Here is a 16,502-nt window from a genome sequence, read left to right as displayed (position 1 = left end):
GTTCAGGCGGCCAGTGCCGCGGTGAGCACCTGCGGGTCGGCGTTGCCGCCGGTCACGACCGCGACGGTACGGCCGGCCGGCAGCTCACCACTGTGGAAGAGCCGGGCGGCCAGGGCGACCGCGCCGCTCGGCTCGGCCACCAGTCGCGCGTCCCGGATCAGCCGGCCGGTGGCCGCCATGATCTCGTCCTCGGTCACCGTGACGATGCCGTCGAGCCGGTCCCGCAGGTGGGCCAGCGTCAACGCGGACAGGCTGGTCCGCAGCCCGTCGGCGCACGTCCGGTAGGTGCGTTCGACGTCCCAGACGACCACCTCACCGGCGGCGAGTGACTCCTGGGCGTCGGCGGCCAGCGCCGGCTCGACGCCGATCACGGCGGCGGACGGGCGCAGCGCCTTGACCGCCGTGGCCACGCCCGAGCCGAGCCCACCGCCGCCCACCGGCACCAGCACCACGTCCACGTCCGGCAGGTCGGTGACGATCTCCAGCCCGACGGTGCCCTGACCGGCGATGACCGCCGGGTGGTCGAACGGCGGCACCAGCGTCGCACCGGTCCCGGCCACGATCCGCTCCGCCTCGGCGAGCCGCCGGGCCGGCGGCACCAGCCGTACGTCCGCGCCGAGCGCCCGCATCCGGGCCACCTTGACCTCCGGCGCACCCTCGGGGACCACCACCGTGCAGGGCGCGCCGAGGGCGCGGGCCGCGTACGCCAGGGCTTGCCCGTGGTTTCCCGACGAGTGGGTGACCACCCCCCGGGAGCGGGTCGCCGGATCGAGCCGGGCCACCGCGTGGGTGGCGCCGCGCAGCTTGAACGACCCCACCGGTTGCAGGTTCTCCGGCTTGAGCCACAGCTGGTCGTCCCAGAGCACCGGCATTAACGGGGTCCGCAGCACGGTGCCGGCCACGTCCTCGGCCGCGTCGCGGATGTCGGCGATCGAGATCAGCTCCATCGCACCAACCTAGACTGCCGGCATGAGTGCGGAGGAGCCCTCGGCGGCGCGACGCGGACCGACCTGGCTGATCCTCGTGGTGGTGGCCGCCGCGCTCGTCGTCTGCTGCTGTTCGACGGTGATCGGGCTGGTCGTCGCCGGCTCCGCCGGGCTGCTCGGTCGCTGACCGCCGGGCCGGACGCCGGCCGTCCCGGCCCGGCGGGCGCCGCCGTCCGTGCCGCTCGCCGCCCCGTGCCGGCGAGCAAGCAACGTCAGCGGGTCCAGGCCGGGTTCCGTCCGGCCCGGCCGAGCAGCGCGTCCATGCTGGCCGGCGCCGCCTCGGTGGGCACCGGCGGGCCGAACGCGCCCATCTTCTGCCCCATGTCGCCCATCCGGTCCATGAACTCGTGCCCGGCCGACACCACGGCCGGATCCACTGTCAGCTCCTGGCCGGTGGCCCGGGCCAGGTCCCACCCGTGCACCGTGAGGTCGATCAGCGCCATCGACCCGACGGTCTCCTGTGGTAGCCCCATGCCGGGTGACACGCCCTCCAGCGCGGCCGGGTCGGACCAGGCCTCGGTGAGCCGGGCCGTCTCGGTCGCGAACCGGTCACGCCAGCCCTCGGTCAGGTGATCGGTCTTGCCGGACCAGTCGACCTCTTCCCGGCGGGCCAGCGCCTGGAAGTTGACCACCACGTCGAACAGGTGCCCGAGCAGGTCGCGCACCGTGTAGTCGGGGCACGGGGTGGGCAGGCCGAGTTGCTCGTCGGAGATGCCGCGAACCACAGCGACCGTACGCGGCGCCGCGACGGCGAGCAGCTCACTAGTCTTCGTGCTCATAGGGGCAGCGTATGAGGGCGGTCTTGAAGAAATGCGACACGAACCGCGGCGTGACAACCGGGGCATCCTCGATCCGGGCCGGCTGCGGCAGCAGGTCCGGTTCCGGCGCCGGATGGCCGCCCCGGCGTTGCGCCGGTGGGTGGAGCACTACTGGTTGATCGACTGGGATCTGACCGAGCCGTTCGAGCAGCGGGTGGTGCCGCACCCCACCGTGAACGTGGTGTTCCAGGCGCAGGAGGGCGCGCCCGAACAGGGCGAGATCGCCGGCGTCGACACCGGCCTGTTCGCCGTCACGCTGCACGGCGTCGGCCGGGTCTCCGGCGTCCAGTTCCGCCCGGGCGGCTTCCGGCCGTTCTGGCGGCGCCCGGTCGCCGAACTGACCGGCCGGCGCGTGCCGATCCCCGGCGGGCCGATCTGCCCGGGGACCGACGACGAGCGATGCGCGAGGCTGGACGAGCTGCTGACCTCGTGGCCGCCGGTCGCGGATCCGCTCGCCGCGGAGGCCACCACGCTGGTCGAGGAGATCCGCGCCGACCGGACCGTGCTGCGGGTGACCGACTTCGCCCGGCGGCGCGGCGTCTCCGTCCGCCGGCTCCAGCGCCTCTTCCTCGACCACGTGGGCGTCGGTCCGAAGTGGGTGATCCGCCGCTACCGGCTCCAGGAGGCGATCGAACAGGCCGCCGCCGGGCCGCTGGACTGGTCGCGGGTCGCCGCCGATCTGGGGTACGCCGACCAGGCCCACCTGGTGCGCGAGTTCACCGCCGCCGCCGGGGTCTCGCCCGCGGCGTACGCCCGCTCGCTGGCGGCCCTGCGGCCGTGACGCGGGTCAGGCCTGCCGAGCGCGGGCCAACCCTCACTCCGCGCGGTTACGCAAGGTGACAGTCGGCCCGAGCGGCGGGCCTCGCCTCGCGCCGACTTTGCTCTGCAGCCACTGACGCAACGCACACCGACGGTGACGGTGGCGGTGCGACGCCGCCGACCATGGTCAACAGGAAGCGCCTGCTCAGGCTCCTGCTGCACCGATGGCTGCAGAGCAAAGTCGGCAGCAAGCCCACTCACTCGCCCGGCGGCGGCCGTGACGCAGCGTTACAGGCAGCTTCGCTACGGTACGTGATCGGGAACGCGCGTCAGCGGCGGCGGACCGCCACCACCGCAACGTCGTCCTGGATTTCCGGCGGCGCCAACTCGACCAGCAGCCGCTGGCAGAACTGGTCCAGGTCGTCGTCCACCCGGGCGGCGGCCACGCCGAGCGCCGCCATGCCGTCGTCGATGGTGGCGTCCCGCCGCTCGATCAGCCCGTCGGTGTAGAGCACGAGCGTCGCCCCGGCGGGAAGCACGAACTCCAGGTCGGGCGGACGCGGCGCGCGTACCCCGAGCAGCGGCGCGGACTGCGCCACGAACTCGACCCGGCCGTCCCGGCTCAGCAACGCCGGCAGGTGCCCGGCGCTGGCCATCCGGACCAGCCCGGTCGACGGCTGGAGCAGCAGCACGCAGATGGTGGCCAGCTCATTCGGCAGCAGGTTGCGCATCAGCTCGTTGACCCGGTCCAGGATCACCCCGGGCTGATGGCCCTCGACCGCGTACGCCCGTACCGCGTGGCGCAGCTCGGCCATCACGGTGGCCGCGTGCAGCGAGTGCCCGGCCACGTCACCGATCGCCACCAGCAGGTGCCCGTCGAGCATCACCAGCTCGTAGAAGTCGCCGCCCACCTCGGTCTGCGCGCTCGCCGGCTCGTACCGCACGGCCAGGTCCAGGCCCACGACGTCGGGCAGCCGCTGCGGCAGCAGGCTGCGCTGCAACGTCACGGCGATCCGGTGCTCCTCGTCGAAGGAGCGCTGCGCCTCCACCGCCGAGGCGACGGCCTGGGCGAGCTGCACCAGCACCGGCGTACGGACGGTCTGGGTGGCGGTCGGCACCACCACGTACAGCGGGGCGCGGTCCTCCCGCAGCCGGGAGGCGGCCACCGTCACCGTGTCCCCGTCCGGCCAGCCCGTCAGCGCCCAGTCGCCCGGGTCGTCGACCCGTACCCGGGTGCCGATCGGCACGCCGGTGTCGTCCACCACCCACGGCACGATCGTGGCCGGCGTGTGCGGGTCGACCGCCACCCCGGCCAGGCAGTCCCCGTCGAACGTCTCGGCGACCACCGCCGCGGGGGCCTTGAAGATCCGCGCCGCGCCGCTCGCTGCCGCCTCCAGCAGCCGGACGAAGTTCGGCGTCGCGTGCATCTCCACCGTGGCGTCGGCGAGCGCGGCGAGCCGCTCGGCGAGCTGCTCGGCACGCAGCCGGGCCTGGTAGTAGCGCAGCACCGCGTGCGCGGTGGCGACCAGTTCCTCCGGCTCGATCGGCTCGGCCAGGTAGGCGTCCGCGCCCCGGGTGAGACCCTGCGCCCGGTCGACCACGTCCACCGCGTGGGCGGAGACGTGGATGACCGGAATGTACGGGTGCGTCTCCTTGATCCGCTCGCACACCTCGAAGCCGCTCATGTCGGGCAGCCGCACGTCGAGCACCACGAGGTCGACGTGCTCACGGGCCACCCGGTCCAGCGCCTCCGTGCCGTTCTCCGCCTCCACGGTGACGAAACCGGCCCGGGTGAGCCAGTTCACCAGCAGGTACCGCTTGGGGCCGCTGTCGTCGACCACCAGCACGGTCACCGGCCCGCTGTCCACCGTCACGCTCCGCCCGCGGGAAGGACCACTGTGAACGTGCTGCCCCGGCCGGTTTCGCTCGTCAGCTCCAGCGTCCCGCCGAGCAGCGTGACCAGCCGCCGCGCGTACGGCAGGCCGAGCCCGGTGCCACCGACCCGCGTCGTGCCGGGCACCTGGTAGAACTCCTCGAAGACCCGCTCGTGCAGTTCGGGCGGGATGCCGACGCCGGTGTCGGTGACCGACAGCGTCCACTGCTCGCCCCGGCGCTCGGCGCGCAGGCGTACCTCGCCGCGCTCGGTGAACTTCAGGCCGTTGTGCAGCAGGTTGCGCAGCACCTGGGCGAGCAGCACCTCGTCCGAGCGGAGCGTCGCCGGGGCCGGGGGCTCCTCGACCACAAGCTCCACATCGGAGCGGACGGTGAGCGCCCGCAGCGTGCCGCGCAGCTGCCCGAACACCGCGCGCAGGTCGACCTCGGACCAGTCCGGCTCGATCCGGCCCGACTCCGCCTTCGCCAGATCGAGCAGCTCGTTGACCAGCCCCAGCAGGTCACCGGCGGAGGACCGGATCAGCCCCACCTGGCGGGCCTGCTCGCCGGTGAGCGGGTCGGAGGCGGAGTCGGCCAGCAGCCGGGCCAGACCGATGATCGCGGTGACCGGCGCGCGCAGCTCGTGGCTGACGTTGGCGAGGAACCGGCTCTTCGACTCGCTCGCGGCCCGCAGCTGTGTGGACTTCTCCTCCAGCTCGGCGTAGAGCGCCACCACGCCCCGGTTGGTCTCCTCCAGCTCCTCGGTGAGCTGGTTGTAGAGCGCCATCACGCCCCGGTTGGTCTCCTGCAGTTCGGAGTTGAGCACCGCCAGCTCGTCGCGCTGGCTGCGTACCTCGTCGAGGGCCGCGATGAGCTGGGAGTTCTGCGCGGCCAGCTCGTCCAGCGCGGAGGCCGGAGCACGCTCGGCCAGCTCGGCCCGGAGCCGGCCGGCGCGTTCCGGCGTCAGCTCCTCGGCGTGGTCGGGCACCCGTCTGGACATCCTCACGACGGTATCGCCCTCGACGGCCACGACCTGCAACGTGTCCACCAGACGCGCGACGGCGCCGGACTTCGGCTCGTACCGGCCGCCTGGCAGTGGACGCAACGGCGACAGGTCGACCTGGAGGATCCGGCGGCCCACGGCGTCCCGGTCGAGAGCGAACGTGACGTCCGCGCCGTCGGCGCCGCTCAACAACTCCCGGGCCACCTCACTGAGCGCGGTGGCGATCCGCACCTGGTCCTGGTGTTCCAGCCCGACCGCCGCGGCCACCTCGCGGCCGCGCTGCCGGACCAGGAAGATGTCCTGCTCGACCCGGAGTGCCAGGTGCAGAAGGGGTTCGGTCATGCCGCCCCCCGCGCGACCAGGACGCAGGCGTCGTCGCGACGGATGGCGGCGTCACGCAGCAGCGTCGCGGCGGCCAGCAACGGGTTGCGCCCGGCCAGCCCGGGGTAGTCGTCCAGGTCCCAGCGATCCACCACCCCGTCACTGTGCATGACCAGGGTGGAGTCACGCGAGAAGGGGTAGTCGTACCCGCGGATCGCCGGACGCTGGTGCCCGGCGATGCCCGGCAGCGAGACGAGCCCGCGCCGCCGCTCGCCCGGCGCGACGATCATCGCGGCGATGTTGCCCAGGCCGGCGAAGCGGAGCAGCCCGGCGGCGGGATCCGGTTCGGCCACCGCGAGCGCCGCGCCCCGGGTGTGCGACATGGCGGCGTGCAGGTGCCGCACCACGACATCCGGCGGCCCGTCCGGCGCCGAGCGGAACGCGGACACGGCGGCCCCGGTCGCGGCGGCGGCCAGTGGCCCGTGGCCGAGGCCGTCGGAGACCAGCACCTGACGACGGCCGTCCACCTCGCGCACCGCGTACCCGTCGCCGCTGCTCTGCTCGCCGGTGATCGGCCGGGCCAGCCCGGCCGCCCAGTCCGGCTCCGGCGGCGCTCCGTCCCAGACCTGGACGACCAGGACCGTGCCCCGGCCGGGCGTCGAGTAGCCGTCGAACCGGCTCGACTGCCGGGTGATCGCGCCGAGCCCGATGCCGAGCGTGCCGGCGGTGGAGTGGCCGTCGACCGACGAGAGCGTCAGGTCGGCCATGCCGGGGCCGGAGTCGATGGCCACCAGTTCCACCCCGGCCCGTCCGGCCCGGCGCGCCGGGCGCAGCAGGAGCGTGCCCTCGCGGGCGTGCTTGACCAGGTTGCTGGTGATCTCGGCGGTGACGATGGCCAGGTCCGCGACACGATCGGTGCTCAGTTCGAGCTGCCGGCCGAGACGCTCGGCGGCCCGGCGTACGCCGCCGGCGGTCGCGCCGTTGTCGACCCGGAACCACACCCCGTGGTCGGGGACCACGTCGGCGGTCATCGCGACCACTTGGTGACGGTGATCCTCGTCCCCTCGCCGACAGCCGTCTGGATGTCGAAGTCGTCCACCAGCCGGCGGGCCCCGCTGAGCCCGAGGCCCAGCCCGCCCCCCGTGGTGTAGCCGTCGGTCAGCGCCAGGTCGAGGTCGGGGATGCCCGGCCCTTCGTCGGCGAAGAGGATCCGTACGCCACGCCGGCGGCCGTCCTCCACTGTGCTCACCTCGGCGCTGCCCCCGCCGCCGTAGATCAGCGTGTTGCGGGCCAGCTCGCTGGCGGCGGTCACCAGCTTCGTCTGGTCGACCAGGGAGAGCCGGACCGCGACGGCCGTGGTACGCACCAACTGCCGGACCCGCACCACGTCCTCGTCGCTGCGGATCGCCTGCGTCGCCGGCACGCCGAGGTCGACGCCCGTGGTCATGCCGTCGCCGTCGTCTCGGTGTCCTCGTCGTCGGCGCCCTCGTCCCACTCGTCGGCCCGGCTGGCCGCGATCAGCTCCATGCCGCGCTCGACGTTCAGCGCGGTACGGATGCCGTTGAGCGACAGCCCCAGCTCGACGAGCGTGATGGCGACGGCCGGGCGCATGCCGACCACCACCGTCTCGGCGTCCAGCACCTTCGAGATGGACGCGATGGTGGAGAGCATCCGGCCGACGAAGGAGTCGACGATGTCCAGCGCCGTGATGTCGATGATCACGCCGTGGCAGCCGGTGGCGACGATCCGCTCGGCCAGGTCTTCCTGCAACTGGATCGCCGTCTGGTCGGACATGTCGACCTGGATGGAGACCAGCAGGATGTCGCCGATCTTGAGGATCGGCACCCGTTCCATCAGGACTCCCGCCGCGGGCGGCGAGCGGTGGTCTCGACCCCGGTCAGGCGCAGCACGTGGCGCAGCGCGTCGGCGAGGCTCGCCTTGGTGGCGATGTCGCCGAACTCGATGCCGAGGGCGACGATCGTCTGGGCGATCTGCGGGCGGATGCCGGAGATGATGCAGTCGGCGCCCATCAGCCGGGCGGCCACCACGGTCTTGAGGATGTGCTGCGCGACCTGGGTGTCCACCGCCGGCACGCCGGTGATGTCGATGATCGCGTACGGCGAGCCGGTGTCGACCAGGGTCTGGAGCAGCCGCTCCATCACCACCTGGGCGCGGGCCGAGTCCAGCGTCCCGACCAGCGGGACGGCGACCACGCCCTCCCAGAGCTTGACCACCGGGGTGGACAGCTCCAGCAGCTGCTCCGCCTGGTCGGCGATCAGGCTCTCGCGGGCCCGGACGAACGTCTCGAACGTGAACAGGCCCATCTGGTCGACGAGCGCGGAGAAGGCGACGAAGTCGCGCAGGGTGTCGTCACCCTTCTCCTCTTCCATCAGCTCCAGCAGGGCGTCCTTGCACGCGAACACGCTGATCGCGGTCTCGGTGGCGGAGAACCCCTGCCGGGCCCGGTTGGTGGACAGCTCGGACAGCACCGCCCGCAGCTCACCGCCGTGCTCGTCGGCCAGGTCGGAGACGCCCTGGCGACCGGCGTCGACCAGCGCACGGTGCAGCTCCTGGACCTGCCGGGCCAGCTCGGCCCGGCTCAGGCGACCGCGCAGCGAACTGGCGACGATCTCCGTCCAGCGGTTGGTCAGCCGGTCCGCGTGCTGACTGAGCAGGTGGGCGAGCCGACCACCCTGTTCGGCGCTCAACGCCATCCTGACCTCCCTGATTTGGACGGGCGGACTCTATCACCGGGGGCTGACGCGGTACTTGTCACGGAGCAAAGAATGATCGACCGCACCCGTGACCGCTCCCGTTCTGCGCGGCGCGCCCGTCGTGGGATACCGTTTCCCCCGAACACAGGAGGTCGACGAATGTCCTTGACGGTGCACACGGAACAGCGCGGCGACGTGGTCGTCGTGTCGGTCGCGGGCGAGCTGGACATGGCCACGGCACCGCAGCTGCAGGACCAGATCACGGATCTGCTGGACAAGGGGCGCAACCGCCTGGTCTTCGACCTGGCCGAGGTGTCGTTCTGCGACTCCACCGGCCTGTCGGTGTTCGTCCGGGCGAAGAACAACTGCGACGAGGCCGGCGGCGTCGTCCGGCTGGCCGCTCCGCAGCGCGGCGTGCTGCGCATCCTCGAGGTCAGCGGGCTGGTCGAGGTGCTGCACACGTACCCGACCGTGGAACAGGCCGTCGCGGGCGAGCCCACCCCGACCTCCTCCTGACCGGTTCCGCTCAGCGCTCGTCCTCGATGTAGCGGGGACGGGCGATCACCATGCCCGCCGCCGTCTGCACGGCGAGCGCCACCAGCAGGAAGCCGATCGGGGCGGTCCAGCCGCCGGTCGCCTCGTAGAGGATGCCCACCAGCAGCGGCCCGAGCGCCGCGATGACGTACCCGGTGCTCTGCGCGAACGCGGACAACGCCACGGTCCCCTCGGCGGTCCGGGCGCGCAGCCCGATCGTGGTCAGGATGAGCGGGAACGCGCCCTGGCCGAGCGCCAGCAGCAGCACCCACAGCGGCGCCAGGCCGTGCGGGGCCAGCGCCAGACCGGTGTACGCGGCGGCGGAGAACACGGTGAGCGACAGCACCAGCGGCCGGAGCGTGGCCAGCCGGCCGGCCAGCGCCGGCATCATCAGCGCCACCGGCACGCCCAGCGCGGTCACGCCGGCGAGCAGCAGCCCGGCCGCCTCCGGGCGGTACCCGGCGTCCCGGAAGAGCTGGGCCAGCCAGCCCATGATCGCGTACCCGCTGAGCGACTGCGCCCCGAAGTAGACCGCCATGGCCCAGCCGAGCCGGGTCCGGGCGGGTTGCACCCGCGCCGGGGCGGCGACGGCCACCGCCGGGGGCGCGGCCCGTCGCGCGGCGCGGGCCCGCAGCGCCAGCGGCACCCACGGGAGTACGGCCAGCGCGGCCAGCCCGGCCCAGACGCCGAGTCCGGCCCGCCAGGAGCCGAAGGCGTGCGCGACCGGCACCGCCGCGGCGGCGGCCACCGTCGTGCCCACCGTCAGGGCCATCGTGTACGCCCCGGTGACGAGCCCGGTGCGGTGCGGGAAGTGCTGCTTGACGAGCATCGGCAGCAGGATGTTCGCCACCGCGATGCCGGCCAGCGCGAGCGCGCTGGTGAGCACGAAGACCGCCGCCGAGCCGGTGAGCGCGCGCAGCACCTGCCCGACGGTGAGCGCCAGCATGGCGAGCACCAGCACCCGGGGCGCGGCCCAGCGGCGAACCAGCCACGGGGTGAGCGCGCCCAGTCCGGCGAACGCGATGGTGGGCAGCGTGGTGACCAGGCCGGCCATCGCCCCGGAGAGGCCGAGACCGACCCGTACCTCGTCGAGCAGCGCGCCGAGGCTGGTCACCGCCGCGCGCAGGTTCAGCGCGACGAGCAGCATCCCGGTCAGCACGAGCAGTCCGCCTCGGACCGCGCGGGGCGCCGGGGTGGGGAGGGCCGCGGAGCCGGCGCCGGGGGCGGGCACTGTCGCGGCGGGCGCGGGTGGCGGAGTCATGACCTCGAACCTACAATCATGGGATGAATTTCGGCACGAGGTGTAACCGGTGACACCCGCCGTGGATTCCGTCGTCGTGCCGCCGCGCGGTCACCGGGTCCGCCAGACCATCGAGCAGCTCCGCGAGCGCATCCTCGGCGGCGAGTGGCCGGTGGGCGGGCGCATCCCCACCGAGCCGCAACTCGTCGCCGAGCTCGGCGTGGGCCGGAACACGGTCCGCGAGGCGGTCCGGGCGCTCGTGCACGCCGGGGTGCTGGTGTGCCGGCAGGGCTCCGGCACGTACGTGGTGTCGACCGACGAGCTGGCCCCGGTGGTGGCCCGCCGGCTCACCGACGACCGGATGACCGAGGTGATCGAGGTCCGGCGCGCGTTCGAGGTGGAGGCCGCCCGGCTCGCCGCGTTGAGGCGTACCCCCGAGGACCTGGTGGCGCTCGACGGCGCGCTCGCGGCCCGCGAGGCCGCGTGGCGCGGCGGCCGGGTGGACGAGTTCGTCGAGGCGGACGCCGCGCTGCACACCGCCGTGGTGGCGGCCGCGCACAACGCCATGCTGGCCGAGCTGTACGCCTCGGTCGGCGCCGCGCTGCGCAGCACCGTGGCCCAGGCGATGGGCGAGGCGCTGACCCCGGAGCGGTACGTGGATCACGGCCGGCTGGTGGAGGCGATCCGGGCCGGCGACCCGCAGCGGGCGGCGATCGAGGCCGGTGCTTTTCTCGAAGGGCCCGCCGGGGCATAGGTTGTCCCCGACGCAGACTCATCAGGGCACGGGAGTACGGATGCTCAAGGGCTTCAAAGACTTCATCATGCGCGGCAACGTCGTCGACCTGGCGGTCGGTGTCGTCATCGGCGCGGCTTTCACCGGCGTGGTGACCCAGCTCACCAAGTCGTTCCTGGAACCGCTGGTACGCGTGTTCATTGCGCTGATCACCGGCAGCAAGAACGGGCTCACCGGCTCGACCCCCGAGTTCCGGGGCATCCCGTTCGACTGGGTGGCGTTCGTCAACGCGGTGATCACGTTCGCGCTCACCGCGGCGGCGCTGTACTTCCTGGTCGTCTACCCGATGAACAAGCTCGCCGAGCGCCGCAAGCGCGGCGAGGAGCCGCCGCCGTCGGCCCCGAGCGAGGAGGTCAAGCTGCTCACCGAGATCCGTGACGCGCTGCTCGCCGGCAACCACGGCACGCCGGGGCAGCGCAGCGCCCTGGACGACGTGCTCGGCCGCCGGCAGGAGCCGCCCGCGCCGCGCTGACGCCATAGCCGATCGGCCCCCGCGACAATCTCGCGGGGGCCGACGTGTATCGAACACATGTTCGATAGAGTCCGGGCATGGAGCAGCGTAGGCACTGGTGGAACGGGAAATGGGGACGCCTCGCCCGGCGTGACGTCTTCCTCCGGGTGGACGGCGACCGCTGGCACGTGGAGCAGCGGGCCGGCGGCGCCGAGGGGGTTTCCCGGTTCTACGAGCACGCCAGCGTCGAGGAGGCGGAGGAGACGGTCCGGGCGCTGCTGGACGGCACCGACACGTGGCGCGAACTGTCCCCCCGCCCGCCGGGCGGCTGGGCCCCGTCCGTTTAGCGCCCGTGCGACCCGGGAACCGCTGCCGTATGAGCCAGCAGCAGGACACCGTCTCCCGGGTCACCACCGGCATGCGGGTGGTCGACTCCGCAGGCGTCGAGGTGGGCACAGTCGATCTCGTCCAGCGCGGCGACCCGGCCGCGGTGACCGTGCAGGCGCCCGCGCCGGTCGACCCGGGCAGCAGCCTGGACGAGCTGATCGAGTCGGCGGCGGTCGAGGAGCCGGACGTGCCGGCCGACCTGGCCGCACGGCTGCTGCGCGACGGCTATCTCAAGGTCTCCACCGACCTGGTCCGCACCGGCGCGGTCTACGTGCTGGCCGACCGGATCGCCGCGGTGCACGACGGCGCGGTACGCCTGACCGTCCCGGCCACGGAGCTGCCCGCCGAGGAGTGACGCCCGCCGAGGTGATGGATTTGTCACCCGCAGTAATAGGTGATCAATGCAAGTTGCCCGGAAAAGCCGCCCGTCAATCCCCTTGCGCAGAGTCTCAATGCCATGACTTTGCGCTTTAATCGCTGATGAACGACTTGATCGTTGATCTTCAAAAACATTGCGCGTGTTCTGGTATCTACATCGACCTCTCGCCACGGATAGTAATTGGCGAACCAAGGGGGCCGAGGGGGAACAATGAACGAAGCGCTGGCGGAACCGCTCACCGGATATCAGGTGGTGGCCGTGGCCACTGCCGTCGCCGGAGTGGTGGCGGGCCTGGTGCGGGCCTACGTGGCATACCGCGCCCGGATGAACGAGGAACGCGAGGCGACAACACGCACCACAGCGCGGGTCACGTGGCTGATCCGGCTGGCCGAGGCGGACCATGACGTCGTACGGATCGTGGAGCGCGATCGCGACGGGCATCGGGAGGTCGAACTGGGCGGGCGCGCTGCGTCGAAGCCCGGCCCCGTCGAGGAGGCGGCGTGACAGACATCAAGGGCACCGCCGCTCTCACACCGGATCCCGACGACAACGACGCTCTGCGCGAGGCGGAGGCGGCCCGCCTGAAGGCCGTTCACGACCGGGAGTTCGCCGAATTCACCGAAGGCTCGTACCACACCGTGGAACGGATTCTCCGGGCGAGATGCCGGGACCGTCAGGCGGTGGAGGACGCGCTTCACGAAGCCTTTCTGCACGGTCGGGTCGAGTGGTCCAAGCTCCGCGACCACGTCCGGCCGATCGGGTGGATCGTCCGTACGGCGCGGTTCAAGATGCTGAAGGATCACGACCGACGACTGCGGGAGGCCGCGGTGGCGCCGGAGGACCTGCCGCCGTCGTCCCACTCGGACATCGCTGACGCGTGGGAGGCGCAGGAGACGCTGCGCGGCTGGTTGCACCAGTTGCCGGTACGGCACGCCGAGGTGTTCCAGATGTCGAAGGAGGGCTTCTCCAACCAGGAGATCGCCCGCATCCTCGGCCTGACCGAGAACAGCGTCCGCTCCTACAAGGCCGCCGCCAAGAAGGAGCTGTGCGAACTGGCCGAGAAGGCCGGCTTCACCCGCTCGGAGAGCGAGCGGCGGCAGGGGGCCGGCCGTGGATCTCGATGACATCCTGGCGCTCGCCGAGACCACACCCAGCCCGTTGGAGCTCGCGCGCGCCCGCCGGGTGGCGCGGACCGTGCAGAGCCAGCACGACCTGTCCCTCGCCGAGGGCTACAAGATCATCGTCGACACCGACCTCGCCGATCCCCTGACCTGGGACGCCGACGAGGCCGTCCGGGTCACCCGCGCCGCCCAGTTGGCGAAGCAGGGCACCGTCACCTGGCTGCCCGGCGACCACGACGCGGAGCGCTTCGAGCGGCTCTCCTGGTCCGACGAGATGGCGATGATCGTCGGGCACGCGCCGGGAACGCTCCGCCTCACCCCGCGGACGCTCGCCGACCTCGTTCATCCCGCCGATGTCGAGCGCGTCCTCGCCGCGGTGCGGACGGCGTGGGAACAGAGCCGCCCCGACGAGATCGGCTTCCGGGTGGTCCAGCCCGGAGGCAGCGTCCGCCACGTGTACTGCCACCTCGAGATCCTCACCGACGCGGGCCGGCCGGTCGGCGTCATCGCCACCGGCGAGGACATCACCGCGCTCGAACTCGCCCGCCAGGAGCAGCGCCGGCTCGCCGTACGCAGCCGGATGCTCGGCCCCGACCCGGCCGTCCGGGACGTGCTCACCGGGCTCCAGACCCGCGGGTACGTGATCGACGAGGTCGACCGGGCGCGGCGCACCACCGGCGGCGCCCTGATCGTCGTGGCGACCGAACCGGCCACCCGGCTGCCCGACGCGCTGACCGACGAGGACCGCGACCAGGTGACGGCGGAGATCGCCCGGACCCTGCGCGCAGTCGCCGGGGACGGCGTCACCAGCGGGCTGGTGGGTTCCGGCTCGTGGGGGCTACTGCTCGCCCCCCGGGACGACGCGGGGAAGGCCGAGGCCCTGGCCGCCCGGATCGTGGACAAGTTCCGGAACCATCTGTTCAGCGTTCGGCAGAAGCCCCTGCGGCTCAACACCTCGGCCGGCGTGGTCCATTTCGACAACGACATCCCGGACACCGGCTTCGACCTTCTCGTGGACGGCGAGCACGCGGCCCGCGACGCGCACCGCAACGCCACCGCCGTCAAGGTCCTGGAGCGGCCGGTCGCCGAGCGGGAACGTACGGACCGGTGCCGCCGCCGGATTCACCGCGCCGTCTCGGCCAACCGGTTCGCCCTGTACGCCCAGCCCATCATCGATCTCGGGCTCAATCAGGTGGCCCGTCACGAGATTCTGCTGCGCGTTCGCAGCGACACCGGTGAACCGGTCGCGCCGTGGGCCTTTCTCGACATGGCCGAGCGGGTCGGCGAGATCCTGTCGGTGGACAAGTGGGTCATCGACCACGCTCTGGAACTGATCGGCCGCGGGGCACAGACCTCGCATTACCAGGTGAACATTTCCGGGAAGTCGCTCGCCGACCCGGGACTGCTCGCTTTCGTGACCGGGGCGATCCACCGGCACCACGTCAAGCCGGAATGCCTGACGTTCGAAATCACCGAGACCGCGCTCATCGAGAACCGCAACGAGGCGCTGGCCTTCGCCACCGGAATCAGAGAGGTCGGCTGCCACCTGGCGCTCGACGACTTCGGCACCGGATACGGCGCCCTCGCCCAGCTCAAATACCTGCCGGTGGACCTGGTGAAGATCGACGGCGCGTTCATCGTCGACCTGTGCCGGTCGCCGGCCGACCAGGCTGTGGTGTCGGCGCTCGTCGAGCTGTGCCACACGCTCGGCATCCGGGTCGCCGCGGAGTACGTCCAGGACCAGGAGACCCTGGATCTCCTGCGCGCCGCGGAGGTCGACTTCGCGCAGGGCTACCAGATCGGGCGACCGGAACCGATAACTGTGGGCCAGGAGGAGGTGCAGAGCATCGAACTCGAACTGCGGCTCCCGCCTCAGCAGACCGCCATGGGATGACCGGTCGTCACCCGGCCCGGCTGGGAACCGGCGGGGCGGGTTCCGCCTCGGGCGACCCGGCCGGCGGGGACGCGGCCGCGCGGCGGCGGAACAGCAGCAGCATCAGCCAGCCCGCGACCAGTCCCCAGAACGCGCCGCCCACCCCGAACAGGCTCACCCCGGAGGCGGTGACCACGAACGTCACCACCGCCGCCTCCCGCGCGTCCGGCTGGGCCACAGCCGCCGCGACAGCCCCGGCCAGCGCGCCGAGCAGGGCGAGCCCGGCGACGGCCTCGACCAGCACCGGCGGGGAGAGCAACACCAGTGTGGTGGCCACGCCCGCGCCGAGCCCGAGCAGCGCCAGCCCGATCCCGGCGGTGACCGAGGCGATCCAGCGCCGTTCCGGGTCCGGGTGGGCGTCCGGCCCGGCCGCCAGCGCGGCGGTGATCGCGGCCAGGTTCACCGCGTGCCCGCCGGCCGGAGCGCCGAGGGCGGTGGCGAGCCCGGTCACCCGCAGCGCCGAGCCCAGCGGGGCCCGATAGCCGTAGCCGGCGAGCACGGCGGTGCCGGGCACGTTCTGGGCGGCCATGGTGACCAGGAACAGCGGCAGGGCGAGCCCGACGACGGCGGGCAGCGTCCAGGCCGGCGCGGTGAGCGCGACGACCGGTGCGGCGTCCATCCGGGCCGGGCCGGAGGTGGTGAGCGCGATCGCGACAACTGCCACGGCGAGCGCGCCGGGTACCGCCCAGCGGCGGGCGAACCGGTGCAGCAGGAGCCAGACCAGCACCACCGGCCCGGCCAGCCGGGGCACCTCCACGAGGGCGCGTACGGGCGCCGTACACAGCGGCAGCAGCACCCCGGCGAGCATGGCGGAGGCGATCGGGGCGGGGATCGCGGCGACCGCGCGGCCGAGCGCGGGGATCAGCCCGGCGGCGACGATCAGCAGGCCGGCGAGCAGGAACGCGCCGACCGCGGCGGGCCAGCCGCCGGTGACCGGCCCGGTGGCGACGAGCAGCGCCGCGCCCGGCGTGGACCAGGCGATCGACAGTGGCAGCCGGTGCCGCAGGCCGAGCCAGACCGCGCAGGCGCCACTGGCGACGCAGAGCGCGAGCAGGCCGGAGGCGGCCTGGTCCCGGTCGGCGCCGACGGCGCGCAGCCCGGCCAGGACGACTGTGAACGAGCTGGCGAAGCCGACCAGGGCGGTCACCACGCCGGCCAGGACGGGTTGGAGCCGACCCCCCATGCTCTCCT

Annotated in this window: 20 protein-coding genes; 10 read left to right on the top strand and 10 right to left on the bottom strand. The window is 72.9% G+C overall.

Annotation, left to right across the window (positions count from 1 at the left end; all coding sequences use genetic code 11):
• Positions 1–2 precede the first annotated feature (2 nt).
• A complete protein-coding gene (locus HA073_RS03310; protein WP_166455679.1) occupies positions 3–947 on the bottom strand; it encodes a threonine/serine dehydratase in 945 nt (314 codons plus the stop codon).
• Between the two features lie 22 nt (positions 948–969).
• On the opposite strand from HA073_RS03310, the gene HA073_RS03305 reads away from it, so the two are divergent.
• Entirely contained in the window at positions 970–1,113 is a 144-nt protein-coding gene (locus HA073_RS03305) for a hypothetical protein (protein ID WP_166455678.1), read from the top strand.
• 85 nt (positions 1,114–1,198) lie between these two features.
• On the opposite strand, the gene HA073_RS03300 is transcribed toward HA073_RS03305, so the two are convergent.
• Entirely contained in the window at positions 1,199–1,765 is a 567-nt protein-coding gene (locus tag HA073_RS03300) for a TIGR03086 family metal-binding protein (RefSeq protein ID WP_043327422.1), read from the bottom strand.
• A 31-nt stretch (positions 1,766–1,796) separates the two neighbouring features.
• Between HA073_RS03300 and HA073_RS03295 the strand changes: the two genes are divergently transcribed.
• Positions 1,797–2,585 (top strand): AraC family transcriptional regulator, encoded by a 789-nt coding sequence (locus tag HA073_RS03295; RefSeq protein WP_166455677.1) that lies wholly within the window; start codon positions 1,797–1,799, stop codon positions 2,583–2,585.
• Between the two features lie 307 nt (positions 2,586–2,892).
• Here the strand turns inward: HA073_RS03295 and HA073_RS03290 are convergent, their stop codons facing one another.
• From HA073_RS03290 to HA073_RS03265, 6 genes are read right to left on the bottom strand one after another with little or no spacing between them, the layout of a single operon-like run.
• The gene (locus HA073_RS03290; RefSeq protein WP_043327426.1) at positions 2,893–4,431 is read right to left on the bottom strand and encodes a SpoIIE family protein phosphatase; all 1,539 of its coding nucleotides are present in this window, start codon (positions 4,429–4,431) and stop codon (positions 2,893–2,895) included.
• Positions 4,432–4,433: 2 nt separating this feature from the next.
• A complete protein-coding gene (locus HA073_RS03285; protein WP_064448391.1) occupies positions 4,434–5,780 on the bottom strand; it encodes a sensor histidine kinase in 1,347 nt (448 codons plus the stop codon).
• Entirely contained in the window at positions 5,777–6,790 is a 1,014-nt protein-coding gene (locus HA073_RS03280; RefSeq protein ID WP_043330732.1) for a SpoIIE family protein phosphatase, read from the bottom strand. The genes HA073_RS03285 and HA073_RS03280 overlap by 4 nt, the downstream gene beginning before the upstream one ends.
• Complete coding sequence (locus HA073_RS03275) at positions 6,787–7,206, bottom strand: ATP-binding protein (protein ID WP_043327430.1); 420 nt, start codon at positions 7,204–7,206, stop codon at positions 6,787–6,789. The genes HA073_RS03280 and HA073_RS03275 overlap by 4 nt, the downstream gene beginning before the upstream one ends.
• Positions 7,203–7,613 (bottom strand): STAS domain-containing protein, encoded by a 411-nt coding sequence (locus tag HA073_RS03270; RefSeq protein ID WP_043327433.1) that lies wholly within the window; start codon positions 7,611–7,613, stop codon positions 7,203–7,205. Before HA073_RS03270 ends, HA073_RS03275 begins: the two co-directional genes overlap by 4 nt.
• Positions 7,613–8,473 carry an STAS domain-containing protein gene (locus tag HA073_RS03265; RefSeq protein WP_043327435.1) on the bottom strand — a complete coding sequence of 287 codons (861 nt, stop codon included), beginning with the start codon at positions 8,471–8,473 and terminating at the stop codon, positions 7,613–7,615. The genes HA073_RS03270 and HA073_RS03265 overlap by 1 nt, the downstream gene beginning before the upstream one ends.
• Positions 8,474–8,632: 159 nt before the next feature.
• Here HA073_RS03265 and HA073_RS03260 point away from each other — a divergent pair, with 159 nt between their 5' ends.
• Positions 8,633–8,989, top strand: coding sequence for an STAS domain-containing protein (locus HA073_RS03260; protein ID WP_030500698.1), 357 nt, complete (start codon positions 8,633–8,635; stop codon positions 8,987–8,989).
• A 10-nt stretch (positions 8,990–8,999) separates the two neighbouring features.
• Here HA073_RS03260 and HA073_RS03255 read toward each other — a convergent pair whose 3' ends face one another.
• Entirely contained in the window at positions 9,000–10,268 is a 1,269-nt protein-coding gene (locus HA073_RS03255; protein ID WP_166455676.1) for an MFS transporter, read from the bottom strand.
• Between the two features lie 49 nt (positions 10,269–10,317).
• On the opposite strand from HA073_RS03255, the gene HA073_RS03250 reads away from it, so the two are divergent.
• The 7 genes from HA073_RS03250 (at position 10,318) to HA073_RS03220 (ending at position 15,272) form a co-directional block, all read left to right on the top strand.
• Positions 10,318–11,001: a FadR/GntR family transcriptional regulator gene (locus HA073_RS03250; protein ID WP_043327439.1), complete on the top strand. Its 684-nt coding sequence runs from the start codon at positions 10,318–10,320 to the stop codon at positions 10,999–11,001.
• A 40-nt stretch (positions 11,002–11,041) separates the two neighbouring features.
• Complete coding sequence (mscL, locus tag HA073_RS03245) at positions 11,042–11,512, top strand: large conductance mechanosensitive channel protein MscL (protein WP_064448387.1); 471 nt, start codon at positions 11,042–11,044, stop codon at positions 11,510–11,512.
• 77 nt (positions 11,513–11,589) lie between these two features.
• On the top strand, positions 11,590–11,838 hold the full coding sequence (locus HA073_RS03240) for a hypothetical protein (protein WP_026268772.1): 249 nt from the start codon (positions 11,590–11,592) through the stop codon (positions 11,836–11,838).
• Positions 11,839–11,867: 29 nt separating this feature from the next.
• Positions 11,868–12,233 (top strand): hypothetical protein, encoded by a 366-nt coding sequence (locus HA073_RS03235; RefSeq protein WP_069088720.1) that lies wholly within the window; start codon positions 11,868–11,870, stop codon positions 12,231–12,233.
• Between the two features lie 234 nt (positions 12,234–12,467).
• Positions 12,468–12,761 (top strand): hypothetical protein, encoded by a 294-nt coding sequence (locus HA073_RS03230; protein WP_069088721.1) that lies wholly within the window; start codon positions 12,468–12,470, stop codon positions 12,759–12,761.
• A complete protein-coding gene (locus HA073_RS03225) occupies positions 12,758–13,381 on the top strand; it encodes an RNA polymerase sigma factor (RefSeq protein WP_113972225.1) in 624 nt (207 codons plus the stop codon). Before HA073_RS03230 ends, HA073_RS03225 begins: the two co-directional genes overlap by 4 nt.
• Positions 13,368–15,272: a GGDEF domain-containing phosphodiesterase gene (locus tag HA073_RS03220; protein ID WP_166455675.1), complete on the top strand. Its 1,905-nt coding sequence runs from the start codon at positions 13,368–13,370 to the stop codon at positions 15,270–15,272. The genes HA073_RS03225 and HA073_RS03220 overlap by 14 nt, the downstream gene beginning before the upstream one ends.
• Before the next feature lie 7 nt (positions 15,273–15,279).
• Here the strand turns inward: HA073_RS03220 and HA073_RS03215 are convergent, their stop codons facing one another.
• Positions 15,280–16,494, bottom strand: coding sequence for a benzoate/H(+) symporter BenE family transporter (locus HA073_RS03215; RefSeq protein WP_113972227.1), 1,215 nt, complete (start codon positions 16,492–16,494; stop codon positions 15,280–15,282).
• Between the last annotated feature and the right edge of the window lie 8 nt (positions 16,495–16,502).

Origin of the sequence: Micromonospora sp. CMU55-4 (genome assembly GCF_011602315.1) — a bacterium.
GTDB lineage: Bacteria > Actinomycetota > Actinomycetes > Mycobacteriales > Micromonosporaceae > Micromonospora > Micromonospora chalcea.
The sequence above is the reverse complement of the archived record's forward strand: the minus strand, read 5'-3'. Positions and strand labels throughout refer to the sequence as shown.